The following is a 14135-nucleotide window of genomic DNA, read 5'->3' as shown; positions in this document are numbered from 1 at the left end:
CCGTTATTTGCCGCTAAGCGAGTTGTGGATCAGTTCGAGCCAGTTCGGCACGGTCATGTGGAAGGATTCGATCAGCTTCATATCGAAGCCGCGGAAGAAGCCGCTCAGGACAAACAGCAGCACAATGGCGGCCATCATGACTTTGGTGACGTGGTTCCAGCCGCTCTCTTCGACGCCCTTGCCGATCAGAATACCAAGCACCAGCCCCGGAACGGCGTTGCCCATAATCAGCTGCGCCGCGCCGCCGAAAACGGTCGCCCAGAAACCGGATTTCTTACCGGCGTCGATCGCCGCCAACCAGAAGATCACCGGCATCACGGTGTTGACCAGCAGGTTTGCCGCAGGCACCAGCACTTTCACAGCGGTGACCTGCAAGGCTTCCGGCACCGAGGAGGCGGTAAGGTTCAGGAAGGTCACCACGATCATGCCGATGATGCCGCAGGCAATCGCCATCTTTTTCGGATCGTGCAGCGTTTCACCCACGTTGCGGTTTTTGAGCATCAACGCCGCCGCGCCCCAGTTCGGTATGATGCGGTGATCGACGTCCTGAGTGAATGCCCCCGCCGCCACGGAGGACGCCCAGGCGTTGAAGAAGAAGCCCAGGCCGAAGGAGAAGTGAGAAGCCGGATCCCCTTCGCAGGAGTTCAGTTCCCCCAACGTACGAAATGCGCCCATCCCCTGTGTGGTAGGCGCATGAAACATGCGTGCAGCCCCGGCACCCACACCTACGCCGACCAGGCCGCCGATGATGAGCGATTTTATTAAAATTATCAGGAACATAGTTATGCCTTTTTAACAAGAATCAGCGTTGCGAGACAAAATCCACCTTGTCCAGATTGATGGCTGTCACGTTGACGGTCACGTCCAGCTCCACGCTGTACGTCCGCCTTTCGCGGCGCAAAAAGAAGAACAGAAACGCTTCTTTTCGTACCGATTCACGCGCCTGAACAACCTGCACATCCTGTGGCTCAATACGCAGTAAAATATGCGGCGATGCCTTCATGACCGCAGCCTGAACGTGGTTCAGGGCATCGGCAAAGGCGCGCGCTTTGGCTTCGCCTTTCCCGGAGACTCTCACCGTGGTGGTGAATTGTTCTTTCATACTCAGGCGCCGTACTTTTTCTGCCAGGCCTGCACCAGACGTTCGCCAAGCTCTTCTTTATCCATAAAGCCGAAACCCAGCACGTTGCAGCCTTCGTTAATCGCCGTTACGCCTTCATCCACTGAGCGCATCCCGTATTTGGCTTTATAGCCATGTTTGTTTTGCGCGGTGATCGCACCTGCGCCGCCGCTGCCGCAGAAAGAGATGCCGAAGGTGGCATTTTCCGCTTTCATAACGTCCCCCAGCTTCATATCCGCCGCCACGCCCGGCACCACTACCGCACGGCCGCCCGCTTTCTCGACGCCTGCCGCCACTTTCTGGCCTTTTCCCAGACGATCGCCAATCACAACGGTAATTTGTTCCATTATTTGCTCCTTAAAGATTGTCTTTCGCGACTTCGAAGTGGACCGACAGCAGCCAGGCTTCTTCCTCGGGAAGATTGCCAAACGCCGCCACCACGTCGCGGGCAAGCGCCATTGATTCGGCGGATATTTCATCAAATAAACTGGCTTCCACTTCCGGCAAAGGCTCGCCGGTCACTGACCGGTGCGCCATGGCGCGAACATGAGACGTCAGCATTTGTTCCTGTACGGCGTTGGGAATGATGTGATGTTCACGCAGTAATGCGTACACCTGCGCCAGCATGCGATCGGCCAGTGCCGCCGTCTGCGCCACCTGTTCCCCCATGTCGTTCATTACTGCTCCGTTATTCACTCGTCTTACCCCGTTAATGGCTCTGGGTTAAAACTAACGGCGGAGGTAAAAAGTTTGTAGCGAGTTGTTTTCCACTTCGAAGTGGAAAGGCGAGTGGCGATAGTGATCTGTTCCACAGAAAAGGCGGTTTTGCTGATTTATCGCTGGAAAAGTGTGATTTGTATCGAGAAATGAAGCGGAAACGAAAGGAGGAAAACGAACAATGCTATTGATGGAATAAGTTGAGAAGTGTGATGGGTATTACGTTTACTTATGGGTGCGAAGCAATGCCGGATGACGCCGCAAAGCGTCTTATCCGGCCTGTCGCGCGTTTGCCGCCTGAGGCGGATTATTGTCCGGCAATCTTCATTTCCGGCAGCAGGACGGAGCCGCACTGAATATTGCTGCGGGTTTCGATATCGTTACCGACAGTCACGATATTGCGCCACATCTCTTTTAAATTCCCGGCGATGGTGATTTCACTTACCGGATACTGGATTTCGCCGTTCTCCACCCAGAAGCCGGCCGCGCCGCGCGAGTAATCACCGGTGATGCCGCTTACCCCCTGGCCCATCAGTTCTGTCACCACCAACCCGGTGCCCATCTCTTTCAGCATCTGCTCAAAGCTCAGCCCTTGTCCGGCAATACGCCAGTTGTGAATGCCGCCCGCATGGCCGGTGCTTTTCAGTCCCAGCTTGCGCGCGGAATAGTTGGTCAACAGCCATTGGGTCAGAATGCCGTCTTTGACGATGTCACGGCGTTCCGTACGCACGCCTTCGCTGTCGAACGGTGACGACGCCAACCCTTTACGCAGGTGCGGATGTTCTTCAATTGTCAGCCAGTCGGGAAGAATTTGTTTACCCAGCGAATCCAACAGGAAGGTGGATTTACGGTACACCGAGCCGCCGGCAATCGCGCCAACCAGGTGGCCGAACAGTCCGGTCGCCACTTCATTAGCGAAAATCACCGGCGCTTTCATGGTCGAAAGTTTACGCGGCGCCAGGCGGGACAGCGTACGACGCGCGCACTCGGCCCCAACCCACTCTGGCGTTTGCAGGTCGCCCAACGCGCGGCCAATCGTGTAGGCGTAGTCACGCTCCATATCGCCGTTCTCTTCGGCGATCACGCAACTGGACAGCGAATGACGGGTAGAGCAATAGCCCTGCAGCATACCGTGGCTGTTCCCGAACACTTTAATGCCATAGTGGCTGTTAAAGCTGCCGCCCTCGGTGTTGGTGATGCGCTTGTCCGCCTGTAAGGACGCCTGCTCGGCGCGCGCTGCCATCTCAATAGCTTCGTCCGGGGACACGTCCGCCGGATGGAACAGATCGAGATCCGGCGCATCGAAGGCCAGCAGTTCTTTATCCGCCACGCCTGCGCACGGATCCGGCGAGGTGTAGCGCGCAATGTCCAGCGCCGCCTGTACGGTACGGGCAATCGCCTGCGGACTGAGGTCGGTGGATGACGCGCTGCCTTTACGGTTCTGGTGATAAACGGTAATCCCCAACGCGCCATCGCTGTTGAATTCAACATTCTCCACTTCACCGTAACGTGTGCTCACGCTAATGCCGGTGGTTTTGCTGACGGCGACTTCCGCGCCGTCGGATTTGCCTGACGCTAACGACAGCGCTGTCGAGACCGCTTCTTCCAGAATCTTACGCTGCGCTTCAACTTGTGAGATTACTTTCATCGCAAATGCCATACTGTAGAGAGAGTTTCTCTGAAGTCTAACAGAGAACCGTTTTTCAGTGCGCATCTTAACTGGTAACATTAGCCTCTTTTTTTAAGGAGCCTGAGATGACAAAGCAGCCCGAAGACTGGCTCGACGACGTTCCCGGTGATGACATCGAAGACGAAGACGATGAAATTATCTGGGTCAGCAAAAGTGAAATTAAACGCGATGCCGAGGAGTTAAAACGCCTGGGCGCAGAAATTGTGGATCTGGGGAAAAACGCGCTGGATAAGATCCCGCTGGATGCGGATCTGCGGGCCGCCATTGAGCTGGCTCAGCGTATCAAGATGGAAGGCCGTCGCCGCCAGTTGCAGTTGATTGGTAAAATGCTGCGAAGCCGTGACGTGGAGCCAATTCGTCAGGCGCTGGACAAGCTGAAAAACCGCCACAACCAGCAGGTGGTGCTGTTCCACAAGCTCGAAAACCTGCGCGATCGTTTGATCGTCGAAGGGGATGACGCGGTCGCGGAAGTCCTGAACCTGTGGCCCAATGCCGACCGTCAGCAATTACGATCGCTGATCCGCAACGCGAAGAAAGAGAAAGAAGGAAATAAACCGCCGAAATCCGCGCGCCAAATCTTCCAGTATCTGCGCGAACTGGCGGAAAACGACGCGTAATAGCGTATGGCAATCTGCCGGATAGCGGCGCGTGCGCCTTGTCCGGCTATCGAGATTGCGCATTGTCCAGGCCCGGTAGGCGCCAGCGCCACCGGGTACTGTTTTACTCTGCGGCTGCCGCTTTCTTCGCCAGCCCATCCAGCAACTTCTGGTGGATACCGCCAAACCCGCCGTTGCTCATCACCAGAACGTGATCGCCCGGCTGCGCGGTTTTCACGACCATCTCCGCCAGCGCGTCAACGTCTCCGCTCCAGTGCGCAGGCTGTACGCAGGCCTCCGCCACTTCAGCCACCTGCCACGGAATATGCGGCGGCTGTAGCAGATACACTTCATCGGCGCGGCCTAATGACGGCGCCAGATCGTCCTTACACAGTCCCATTTTCATGGTATTGGAACGCGGTTCCAGCACGGCGATAATGCGCGCGGTGCCGCCCACTTTGCCGCGCAGCGCGGCAAGGGTCGCCAGGATCGCGGTCGGGTGATGGGCAAAATCATCATAGACGGTCACGCCGTTCGCTTCGCCACGCAGTTCCAGACGACGGCGGGCGTTAATAAACGACCCCAGCGCCGTTGCGGCATCCGCAGGCTGAACGCCGACATGACGCGCAGCGGCAATCGCCATCAGGCCGTTGTGCATGTTGTGCTCGCCCACCAGCGACCACTTCACTTCGCCCACTTTTTCACCATCCAGCCACACTTCCCACTCAGAGGCATCGACGTTCAGCTTCTTCGCCTGCCAGTGGCCCTGCTCGCCCACCAGCTCCTGCTCGCTCCAGCAGCCCATCGCCAGCGTCTGCTTGAGGTTAATATCGTGTTCCGGCCAGATAATCCGTCCCTGGCCTGGTACGATGCGCACCAGGTGGTGGAACTGTTTCTGGATCGCTTTCAGATCGTCAAAAATATCCGCGTGATCGAACTCGAGGTTATTGAGGATTAACGTGCGCGGGCAGTAATGAACAAACTTGGAGCGCTTGTCGAAAAAGGCGCAGTCGTATTCGTCGGCTTCAATCACGAAGAAATCGCTTTCGCCCAGACGCGCTGAAACCTCGAAGTTGCCCGGAACGCCGCCGATCACAAAGCCAGGCTTGTAGCCACAGGCTTCCAGGATCCAGGTCGCCATGCCAGCAGTGGTGGTTTTACCGTGGGTGCCCGCCACGGCCAGCACCCAGCGGTCGCGCAGGACAAAATCATGCAGCCACTGCGGGCCGGACATGTACGGGATGTTTTTTTCCAGCACCGCTTCAACGCACGGGTTCCCACGCGTCATGGCGTTGCCAATGATCACCAGATCAGGCTGTGGGTCGAGCTGACTGGCGTCATAACCCTGAATCAGATCAATACCTTGATTTTCAAGTAACGTGCTCATCGGCGGATACACATTGGCGTCCGAACCTGTTACTTCATGACCGAGTGAGCGCGCCAGCATCGCCAGGCCGCCCATGAAGGTGCCACAAATTCCCAAAATATGAATGCGCATACGTCACTATCCTTTTTTAATCTGCGGGCCATTTTACGCATATGTCAGGCAAGTGAGAAACGCATTTCAGGATAATCCGTACTTTGCTGGCGCGATTCACCTGAGCGCAGCCCCTGAAATATTTGTTAAGATTGTTACGGTCGCTTTACTCCATATCAATTGCAGGGAAAGTGTTATGAAAACGTTAGGTGAATTTATTGTCGAAAAGCAGCACGAGTTCTCTCATGCTACCGGTGAGCTCACTGCTTTGCTGTCGGCAATAAAGCTGGGCGCCAAGATCATCCACCGCGATATCAACAAGGCCGGTCTGGTCGATATCCTGGGTGCCAGCGGTGCTGAGAACGTGCAGGGCGAGGTTCAGCAGAAACTCGATCTGTTCGCGAACGAGAAACTGAAAGCTGCACTCAAGGCGCGCGATATCGTCGCGGGCATCGCCTCTGAAGAAGAAGACGAAATCGTCGTTTTTGAAGGCTGTGAACACGCGAAGTATGTCGTACTGATGGACCCTCTGGATGGCTCGTCCAACATCGATGTTAACGTCTCTGTCGGAACCATTTTCTCTATTTATCGTCGCGTGACCCCGGTTGGTACGCCGGTGACGGAAGAAGACTTCCTGCAGCCAGGCAACAAGCAGGTTGCCGCGGGCTACGTGGTGTACGGTTCTTCCACCATGCTGGTGTACACCACCGGCTGCGGCGTACATGCCTTTACTTACGATCCGTCGCTGGGCGTGTTCTGTCTGAGCCAGGAACGCATGCGCTTCCCGCAGAAAGGCAAAACCTACTCCATCAACGAAGGCAATTACATCAAGTTTCCGAATGGTGTTAAGAAGTACATCAAATTCTGTCAGGAAGAAGATAAGCCGACCAATCGTCCTTACACTTCGCGCTACATTGGCTCACTGGTGGCGGACTTCCACCGCAACCTGCTGAAAGGCGGGATCTACCTCTACCCAAGCACCGCCAGCCATCCGGAAGGGAAGTTGCGCCTGCTGTATGAGTGCAACCCGATGGCGTTCCTCGCCGAGCAGGCGGGCGGTAAAGCCAGCGACGGGAAAGAGCGTATTCTGGATATCATTCCGGAAAGCCTGCACCAGCGTCGTTCGTTCTTCGTCGGTAACGATCATATGGTTGACGACGTTGAGCGCTTTATTCGTGAGTACCCGGACGCATAAAGATGACAGACGGCTTGCGCAGGCCGGATAAGGCGAAACCGCTATCCGACCTGCGTTTTGCCGTTACGCCGTCTGCAGTTTAAAGGTCGCCATCGCGTCGATTAAGGCATGAGACTGCGCTTCCAGCGAGCGGGTGGCCGCAGAGGACTGCTGCACCAACGCCGCGTTTTGCTGCGCGGTTTCATCCATCTGGCTAACCGCGATATTAACCTGCTCAATGCCGCGGCTCTGCTCCTGTGACGCGCTGGCGATTTCCCGCATGAGCGACGTCATGCGCATCACTTCGCTGGCGATCTCATCCATCGTTTCGCCCGCCTGCATGGCCAGATCGCTGCCTTCGTTCACCTGCGCCTGAGAATCGCCGATAAGCATACGGATCTCTTTCGCCGCCTCGGCGCTGCGGCTCGCCAGGTTACGCACCTCGCCTGCCACCACGGCAAAACCGCGCCCCTGCTCCCCGGCCCGCGCCGCTTCCACGGAGGCGTTCAACGCCAGGATATTGGTCTGGAAAGCAATGCCGTCGATCACGCCAAGAATATCGGCGATCCGGTGTGAACTGCCGGAAATATCGCGCATTTTCTCAATGACATAACAGACCATTTCGCTACCGCGGTCGGCGGTGTCAGAAACAGACTTTGCCAGCCGGTGCGCCTGGTCGGCGTTTTCCGCATTCTGCTTCACCGTCGCGGTAAGCTCTTCCATGCTGGCGGCAGTTTGCTCCAGCGATGTCGCCGTCGATTCCGTACGCGAAGCGAGATGCAGATTGCCGGCGGTCAGCTCACGACTGCCGGTGTCAATTTGCGCGCTGGCGTCACGGACGCGCCTGACGGATTCACTCAGCGCCACGCGCATCCCGGCAAGCGCCGACTGTAGACGATTGAACTCGGCGCTGGCATAACGACTTTCAACAGACGATAAATCCCCCGTTGCCAGACGCTCCAGTTGCTCAACCGCGTTATCAAGCGGCTTCAGGAGCTGGTTACGCAGCAGCAACCAGACCACCATCAGCAGCGCAATGGCAGTCAGCGTCGCGCCGGTCATGATCCCATAGTAGAACCAGGAAGTGATGATGCGGGTGGAGGCGTACATCCCCATACTGCCCGTCAGCAGCAACAGCAGGGTAATCAGCGACAATAAAACCAGCAGGGAAAGTCGTAGGGAGAGGGATTTTGGCATCGTTATTTTCCGGTTGAAGTCTGTACAGAAACTATCGACAACAACCGGAAAAAGTTTAGGTGATTACGCGATGCCTGCGTTTCACTTTGGTAAGACCGAGGGGGATATTCTGCGTACCGGCGCGTTTTGCCGGTTCTCCCACAGCACCGTCAGGCCGCGCTGTAACGCGATAAAGATAAATAACAGGATCCCGATGGCGATTTTCGTCCACCACGAACTGAGCGTGCCGTCGAAATTAATATAGGTCTGAATCAGCCCCTGAATAGCCACGCCAAACAGCGTACCGAGCACTGTGCCGACGCCGCCGCTCAGCAGCGTGCCGCCAATGACCACCGAAGCGATCGCGTCCAGCTCCACGCCAACGCCCGCCAGCGCGTAACCGGCCTGGGTATAGACAGAAAAAACGATTCCGGCGAGCGTCGCCAACCCGGTGGACAGCATATAAATGCGAATGGTGGTACTGCGCGTTGAAATGCCCATCAGGTTTGCCGAGGTCGCGTTGCCGCCAATGGCGTACACCTGATTCCCAAACCGCGTGCGGTGAGCCAGAAAAATGCCTGTCACCACCACCGCCAACATCAGCAGACCCATTGCGCTCAAACGCCCGCCGCCGGGGATCTTCCACGCCAGGCTGGAAAGGGTATCGTAAACAGGATGGTCAATTGGAATCGACTCTTCAGACACCAGATAGCTGACTCCGCGCAGAAAGAACATCCCGGCAAGGGTGATGATAAACGCCGGGATCTTCAGCGCGTCAATCAGTAATCCCATAAACGCGCCGAAGGCGCAGCCCATCGCCAGCACCAGTGGAAACGCCAGCAACGGCGACACGCCCCAATAACCAATGGCTTTCGCCAGAAATACGCCAGTGAAGGCGATCACCGAACCGACAGAAAGATCGATACCGCCGGAGAGGATCACAAAGGTCATCCCTACGGCGATGATGCCGAGAAAGGCGTTGTCAGTGAGAATATTGCAGATCACCCGCGTGGAGGCGAAGCCGGGAAACTGGGTCAGGCAGTACAAATAGCCCAGCACAAAAACCCCGAGGGTGATCATCAGCGGTAGGTTACGTTTTATCACGACCACGCACTCCTTTTAGCAAACTGATAAAGCGCTGCGACTGGACAATCAGCACGCACAGCACCACGACGGCTTTGACGACCTGATTCATTTCCGGCGGGAATCCGGACAGTAAAATGCCGGTGTTCATGCCCTGAATGATCAGCGCCCCCACCACCGACAAAAACAGGTTGAAGCGTCCGCCCATCAGCGAGCCGCCGCCGATAACCACCGCCAGAATGGCGTCCAGCTCCAGCCATAGCCCGGCGTTGTTGGCGTCGGCGCCGCGTATATCCGCCGCAACGATGATCCCGGCAATCGCCGCGCACAGCCCGCTGAGCACATAGGTGAGCATGACGATGATCCGTGTATTCACGCCGGCGTTTTTGGCCGCGCGAATGTTAATGCCTACCGCTTCAATAAACATACCGAGTGCGGTTTTACGGGTCAGCAACCAGAACAGCAGCAGAGTGATCAACGCCACGATCACCGGCGTCGGAAACAGCAGCAGGGATCCGCTGCCAAACCAGGAGAGCGCAGGCGAGCTAAAGGTGACGATCTGCCCGGAGGTGATCAACTGCGCGACGCCGCGCCCGGCCACCATCAGGATCAGGGTGGCGACAAACGGCTGGATTTTCAGGATCGCCACCAGGACACCATTCCATAATCCGGCGAGGATCCCCGAGCCAAGCGCGGCGAGCAACACCACCGGCAGGCTGTGTCCGGCGACGGTCATGGCCGCGGTGGTGGCCCCCGCAATGGCCATCACCGCGCCGACAGAGAGATCGATGCCGCCGGTAGCGATCACCAGCGTCATACCGATCGCCAGCAGCGCCACAGGCGCGGCGCGATTGAGAATATCGACAGGGCTACCGAACAGACGGCCATCCTGCAGGACAATCTGGTAAAAATGCGGCGCAACCAGACTGTCCACCAGCAGCACCAGCAGGAGCGCTATCAGCTGTGGCGTCCCGGTCGGCCAGCGAAAGCGTCGCTTTGGCGAGGTGCTTTGCGGGAGAGATTGAGGCATCACAAAAGTCTCCTTACGCCGCGATGGCGTTCATGATCGCCGGAACAGAGAGTTCAGCCAGGGGGATCTCCGCCACCTGTTTTCGGTCGCGCATAATGATGACCCGATCCGCATAACCGACCAGTTCCTCCAGCTCCGAAGAAATCACCAGCAGCGCCAGACCGTCGGCGCAAAGGGTTTCGATCAGCCGGATGATCTCGGCATGCGCGCCGACGTCAATCCCGCGGGTGGGTTCGTCGAGGATCAGGAACTGCGGTTTGGTCAGCAGCCAGCGCGACAGCAGCACCTTCTGCTGATTGCCGCCGGAAAGAAACTCAATCGGCTGTTCCGCGCTGGGCGTGCGTATACCAAGCTGGCGAATAAAACGCGCCGCAATGTCGTTTTGCTCCTTGCGCGGGATCGGCCTCAGCCAGCCGCGCTGAGCCTGGAGCGCCAGAATGATATTTTCCCGTACCGATGCGGCGGCAATGATACCGTCGGTTTTCCGATCCTCCGGACAAAACCCGATCCCCAGGCAGGATGCCTGATGCGGCGATCGCAGAGCGTGCGGTTTGCCTTTGATCTGCGCGCTGCCGCTGTCTGCCGGCTTGATGCCAAAGATCACTTCCGCGGTTTCCGTCCGCCCGGAGCCTAACAGCCCCGCCAGACCGACGATCTCACCGGGGCGCACTTCCAGATCGAACGGGGCGATCGTCCCTTTCCTTCCATACCCTTTGAACGCAGCGATCGGTTTGTCGCTCAGCAAGGTGCGCCCCGCGCGCTGGAGCGCGTTGGTTTCCAGCTCGCGTCCCAGCATCATTTTCACCAGTTCGATTTGCGGCAGCTCGCGCGTTTCACGACAGCCAACAACGCTACCGTTACGTAAGACGGTGATCCTGTCGCTCACGTCGTAGACCTGATCGAGGAAATGGGTCACGAAGATCAGGCTGACGCCGTTGTCGCGCAAGCGGCGCATCAGACCAAACAACATCTCCACTTCCTGGGTGTCAAGGCTGGCGGTCGGCTCGTCGAGGATCAGCACTTTTGCAGAGAGATCGATAGCCCGGCAAATGGCGACGATCTGCTGCATTGCCACTGAAAAGCGGTTTAGCGGCTCGCGCACGTCGAGCGAGAAGCCGTAAGACGCCATTAGCGCCGAGGCGCGTGTTTCCATCTCCTTGCGCCGCAACAGGCCAAAACGCCGGGGCTCACGGCCAATAAACAGATTATCCGCCACCGACATGTTTGGCAGCAGGTTAACTTCCTGATACACCGTACCAATGCCCAATTGCTGTGCATGGGCGGTATTCCGGGGTGAGATCGCACGGCCTTCCAGAAATATCGTACCGCGATCGGCGTGATATACCCCGGTCAGCGCTTTGATCAGCGTCGATTTCCCCGCGCCGTTTTCCCCCAGCAGCGCCATGATTTCGCCGCGCCGTAGCGTGAAGTCGACGTTATCCAGCGCTTTGACGCCCGGGAAGAATTTACTCAAGCCCTCGGTACGGAGGATCGCCTGGTGTTGAGCAGTGGTCATGGTTCCTCCGGTACATTCTGAACCCGCTTTACCGTAGGCCGGGTCAGCGTCGCGCCACCCGGCCTTGTCAAACAATCAGTAGCCCATATTTTTCTTCTTCTCTAACTCTTCTTTCGCGGTGTCCGGCAGATAAAGCGTCGATTTGGTGATGGTCACTTTTTCCGGCATCGTGCCGTCTTTCTTGAACTTCTCGAGCGCGTCGAAAGCCGGACCCGCCATGTTTGGCGTCAGTTCAACGCTGGCGTTGGCATCACCGTCAATCATCGCTTTGAAGATGTCGGGCACGCCGTCGATGGAACCGGTGAGAATGTCTTTCCCTGGCTTCAGTCCCGCCTCTTTTATCGCCTGAATGGCGCCAATCGCCATATCATCGTTGTGGGCGTAAACCATGCAGATGTTCTTGCCGTTGTTTTCCGCTTTGATAAAGCTTTCCATCACCTCTTTGCCTTTACTGCGGGTAAAGTCGCCAGACTGGGAACGGATAATTTTGATGTTTGGCGCATTGGCGATGGCTTCTGCAAAGCCTTTCTTACGGTCGATAGCCACGCTGGCGCCGACTGTTCCCTGCAACTCAACCACGTTACACGGCTTACCGTTCACCTCTTTGATCAGCCAGTCGCCTATCAGTTTGCCTTCAAGGACGTTGTCGGCGGTCACCGTCGTCATATAGAGAGATTTGTCTTTGACATCGATGGAGCGGTCGAGCAGAAAGACCGGAATTTCCGCGTCCTTCGCTTCCTTCAGCACCGGTTCCCACCCTGTCGCAACCACCGGCGCAATGAAGATAGCGTCAACCCCTTGCGCCACGAACGAGCGCACTGCTTTAATCTGGTTTTCCTGCTTCTGCTGGCCGTCGGCGATCTTCAGCGTAATCCCCCGCTTTTCGGCCTCGCTTTTCGCCACGTTGGTCTCGGCGGCGCGCCAGCCGGACTCTGAGCCGACCTGCGAAAATCCTACGGTTAAGGGGGCGGCCATCGCCATAGACGACATGGCTGCCGAAACTGCTGTGACTAAAAGTAAGCGCTTCCACATAACTGTGTCCTCGTAGGGTGAGTTTTTGTTGGTTAAGAAACAGTCGCGAAAAAACTATAGACAATCGAATATGTAACGAATTGCGTTACATCACACTTCAAAAAAGTAAATATAACGTTAATCACAAGTTTGTAATCGCTTTCATTTACCTATGAAAAAAGCGGCTGAAGATATGGATTTTCCTGTCATGCGAGCGCGCTAAAAAGGCCATGCGGGAGGGAGGTAAAAACAAAATCAGGCGAAGACATTCGGCGCGAGATAGCTATAATACTTGCCACTTGTTTACGACACAGTTAAAGGAAACAGACATGAGCTTACTCAACGTACCTGCGGGTAAAGAGCTGCCGGAAGATATCTATGTAGTGATTGAGATCCCGGCTAACGCAGATCCGATCAAATACGAAGTCGACAAAGAGAGCGGCGCGCTGTTCGTTGACCGCTTCATGTCCACCGCGATGTTCTATCCGTGCAACTACGGCTACATCAACCACACCCTGTCTCTGGACGGTGACCCGGTTGACGTACTGGTCCCAACGCCGTACCCGCTGCAGCCGGGCTCTGTGATCCGCTGCCGTCCGGTTGGCGTGCTGAAAATGACCGACGAATCCGGTGAAGATGCGAAACTGGTTGCCGTGCCGCACACCAAGCTGAGCAAAGAGTACGATCACATTAAAGACGTGAACGACCTGCCGGAACTGCTGAAAGCGCAGATCACTCACTTCTTCGAGCACTACAAAGACCTCGAAAAAGGCAAATGGGTGAAAGTTGACGGCTGGGACAACGCCGAAGCCGCTAAAGCGGAAATCGTTGCTTCCTTCGAGCGCGCCGCGAAGAAATAAGTTCGTTACGCGATAAAAACCCTGAACGTCGGGCATCGGCGGATCAGGGTTTTTTTATGCCTGATGAAGCGCCTTAACCGGCCTAACTTCCCCTCTTTCACGATAGCCTGCGTCTTAATAACGCAACGTCGACCACCTCATCCCCAGCCATGCCTGTGCGACGGAGCTGTCTGGCGCAGAGAGCCCGCGTCCGTAAATGGTTGTTCAGTATCCTCCCTGGATTTCTCCCTCTGCACAGTGAAGCGGAACGGAGAGAAAAGAAATGGCGTGATGAGATGACAAATAATGATGCGTAGCGCCTCGCAAAAAACAACGCCACCCGAAGGTGGCGTGCTCAATTCAGTACTGGTCTCTGTCTAACCAGTTACCGCTTTCGATCAGCGTTAATCCCGTCACCGGACGTTGGTACACATACATCCATGCACTTCCGTACGGCGTCTGGATCAACTGGCGTGCGTATTCGCCGCCCCGGGTGCGCAGGGCATCCAGTTCGGCCAGCGTGGCGTTATCAATACGATAAACTTCACCCTGTACTGTTCCGTTCCCGGGAACTGCGCCTGGATAGTGGCCCAGACTGTACAACTGGTAGTTATCAATACTGTATTCGCCCAGCAACTGGGCGTTGGTCATCCAGTGGCTGTTGCCTTGTTTGGTTCGTAAACTGCCGTAGACAAATATTCGCATT

The 14135-nt window shown here is 56.4% G+C and carries 15 protein-coding genes; 3 read left to right on the top strand and 12 right to left on the bottom strand.

The genetic code is table 11. The features are described 5' to 3' along the window. Positions 1 to 3: 3 nt before the first annotated feature. The 5 genes from OGY07_RS14890 to pmbA all read right to left on the bottom strand — a co-directional run bounded on the left by OGY07_RS14890 (position 4) and on the right by pmbA (position 3497). Positions 4 to 780, bottom strand: a complete 777-nt coding sequence (locus tag OGY07_RS14890; RefSeq protein WP_042289446.1) for a DUF4311 domain-containing protein — start codon at positions 778 to 780, stop codon at positions 4 to 6. A gap of 22 nt (positions 781 to 802) precedes the next feature. Then, the gene (locus tag OGY07_RS14885) at positions 803 to 1102 is read right to left on the bottom strand and encodes a DUF4312 family protein (RefSeq protein WP_042289449.1); all 300 of its coding nucleotides are present in this window, start codon (positions 1100 to 1102) and stop codon (positions 803 to 805) included. Positions 1103 to 1104: 2 nt separating this feature from the next. Beyond that, positions 1105 to 1467, bottom strand: coding sequence for an SFCGS family glycine-rich protein (locus OGY07_RS14880; RefSeq protein WP_000435389.1), 363 nt, complete (start codon positions 1465 to 1467; stop codon positions 1105 to 1107). A gap of 10 nt (positions 1468 to 1477) precedes the next feature. Next, positions 1478 to 1816: a glycine dehydrogenase gene (locus OGY07_RS14875; protein WP_060570912.1), complete on the bottom strand. Its 339-nt coding sequence runs from the start codon at positions 1814 to 1816 to the stop codon at positions 1478 to 1480. Positions 1817 to 2144: 328 nt separating this feature from the next. After that, positions 2145 to 3497, bottom strand: coding sequence for a metalloprotease PmbA (gene pmbA, locus OGY07_RS14870; RefSeq protein WP_042289456.1), 1353 nt, complete (start codon positions 3495 to 3497; stop codon positions 2145 to 2147). Positions 3498 to 3592: 95 nt separating this feature from the next. On the opposite strand from pmbA, the gene yjgA reads away from it, so the two are divergent. After that, positions 3593 to 4144, top strand: coding sequence for a ribosome biogenesis factor YjgA (yjgA, locus tag OGY07_RS14865; protein ID WP_060570913.1), 552 nt, complete (start codon positions 3593 to 3595; stop codon positions 4142 to 4144). A 103-nt stretch (positions 4145 to 4247) separates the two neighbouring features. Here yjgA and mpl read toward each other — a convergent pair whose 3' ends face one another. Further along, positions 4248 to 5621 carry a UDP-N-acetylmuramate:L-alanyl-gamma-D-glutamyl-meso-diaminopimelate ligase gene (gene mpl, locus OGY07_RS14860; RefSeq protein WP_286601435.1) on the bottom strand — a complete coding sequence of 458 codons (1374 nt, stop codon included), beginning with the start codon at positions 5619 to 5621 and terminating at the stop codon, positions 4248 to 4250. A 175-nt stretch (positions 5622 to 5796) separates the two neighbouring features. Here mpl and fbp point away from each other — a divergent pair, with 175 nt between their 5' ends. Next, positions 5797 to 6795 carry a class 1 fructose-bisphosphatase gene (gene fbp, locus OGY07_RS14855; protein WP_042289463.1) on the top strand — a complete coding sequence of 333 codons (999 nt, stop codon included), beginning with the start codon at positions 5797 to 5799 and terminating at the stop codon, positions 6793 to 6795. A gap of 63 nt (positions 6796 to 6858) precedes the next feature. Here fbp and OGY07_RS14850 read toward each other — a convergent pair whose 3' ends face one another. The 5 genes from OGY07_RS14850 to ytfQ form a co-directional block, all read right to left on the bottom strand. Further along, the gene (locus OGY07_RS14850) at positions 6859 to 7971 is read right to left on the bottom strand and encodes a methyl-accepting chemotaxis protein (RefSeq protein WP_200035696.1); all 1113 of its coding nucleotides are present in this window, start codon (positions 7969 to 7971) and stop codon (positions 6859 to 6861) included. Between the two features lie 81 nt (positions 7972 to 8052). Further along, a complete protein-coding gene (gene yjfF, locus OGY07_RS14845) occupies positions 8053 to 9054 on the bottom strand; it encodes a galactofuranose ABC transporter, permease protein YjfF (protein ID WP_042289465.1) in 1002 nt (333 codons plus the stop codon). After that, a complete protein-coding gene (gene ytfT / locus OGY07_RS14840; protein WP_042289468.1) occupies positions 9041 to 10063 on the bottom strand; it encodes a galactofuranose ABC transporter, ATP-binding protein YtfT in 1023 nt (340 codons plus the stop codon). Before ytfT ends, yjfF begins: the two co-directional genes overlap by 14 nt. Before the next feature lie 13 nt (positions 10064 to 10076). Then, positions 10077 to 11579 (bottom strand): galactofuranose ABC transporter, ATP-binding protein YtfR, encoded by a 1503-nt coding sequence (ytfR, locus tag OGY07_RS14835; RefSeq protein ID WP_060570959.1) that lies wholly within the window; start codon positions 11577 to 11579, stop codon positions 10077 to 10079. Between the two features lie 75 nt (positions 11580 to 11654). Continuing rightward, positions 11655 to 12611: a galactofuranose ABC transporter substrate-binding protein YtfQ gene (gene ytfQ / locus OGY07_RS14830; RefSeq protein WP_042289469.1), complete on the bottom strand. Its 957-nt coding sequence runs from the start codon at positions 12609 to 12611 to the stop codon at positions 11655 to 11657. A 308-nt stretch (positions 12612 to 12919) separates the two neighbouring features. Between ytfQ and ppa the strand changes: the two genes are divergently transcribed. Continuing rightward, a complete protein-coding gene (gene ppa, locus OGY07_RS14825; protein WP_042289473.1) occupies positions 12920 to 13450 on the top strand; it encodes an inorganic diphosphatase in 531 nt (176 codons plus the stop codon). A 339-nt stretch (positions 13451 to 13789) separates the two neighbouring features. Here ppa and OGY07_RS14820 read toward each other — a convergent pair whose 3' ends face one another. After that, positions 13790 to 14134, bottom strand: coding sequence for a gamma-glutamylcyclotransferase family protein (locus tag OGY07_RS14820; RefSeq protein ID WP_042289476.1), 345 nt, complete (start codon positions 14132 to 14134; stop codon positions 13790 to 13792). Position 14135 lies beyond the last annotated feature (1 nt).

The sequence above is a fragment of the Citrobacter sp. Cs237 genome (assembly GCF_030332325.1).
GTDB lineage: Bacteria > Pseudomonadota > Gammaproteobacteria > Enterobacterales > Enterobacteriaceae > Citrobacter_A > Citrobacter_A sedlakii.
Note: the sequence above shows the minus strand (reverse complement) of the source record. Positions and strands in the feature narration are given on the sequence as shown.

Bases quoted from the DNA above. Each gene is read 5' to 3' on its own strand.
- OGY07_RS14890 (WP_042289446.1), bottom strand. From the start codon at position 780: ATGTTCCTGATAATTTTAATAAAATCGCTCATCATCGGCGGCCTGGTC.
- OGY07_RS14885 (WP_042289449.1), bottom strand. From the start codon at position 1,102: ATGAAAGAACAATTCACCACCACGGTGAGAGTCTCCGGGAAAGGCGAA.
- OGY07_RS14880 (WP_000435389.1), bottom strand. From the start codon at position 1,467: ATGGAACAAATTACCGTTGTGATTGGCGATCGTCTGGGAAAAGGCCAG.
- pmbA (WP_042289456.1), bottom strand. From the start codon at position 3,497: ATGGCATTTGCGATGAAAGTAATCTCACAAGTTGAAGCGCAGCGTAAG.
- yjgA (WP_060570913.1), top strand. From the start codon at position 3,593: ATGACAAAGCAGCCCGAAGACTGGCTCGACGACGTTCCCGGTGATGAC.
- mpl (WP_286601435.1), bottom strand. From the start codon at position 5,621: ATGCGCATTCATATTTTGGGAATTTGTGGCACCTTCATGGGCGGCCTG.
- fbp (WP_042289463.1), top strand. From the start codon at position 5,797: ATGAAAACGTTAGGTGAATTTATTGTCGAAAAGCAGCACGAGTTCTCT.
- OGY07_RS14850 (WP_200035696.1), bottom strand. From the start codon at position 7,971: ATGCCAAAATCCCTCTCCCTACGACTTTCCCTGCTGGTTTTATTGTCG.
- ytfT (WP_042289468.1), bottom strand. From the start codon at position 10,063: ATGCCTCAATCTCTCCCGCAAAGCACCTCGCCAAAGCGACGCTTTCGC.
- ytfR (WP_060570959.1), bottom strand. From the start codon at position 11,579: ATGACCACTGCTCAACACCAGGCGATCCTCCGTACCGAGGGCTTGAGT.
- ytfQ (WP_042289469.1), bottom strand. From the start codon at position 12,611: ATGTGGAAGCGCTTACTTTTAGTCACAGCAGTTTCGGCAGCCATGTCG.
- ppa (WP_042289473.1), top strand. From the start codon at position 12,920: ATGAGCTTACTCAACGTACCTGCGGGTAAAGAGCTGCCGGAAGATATC.
- OGY07_RS14820 (WP_042289476.1), bottom strand. From the start codon at position 14,134: ATGCGAATATTTGTCTACGGCAGTTTACGAACCAAACAAGGCAACAGC.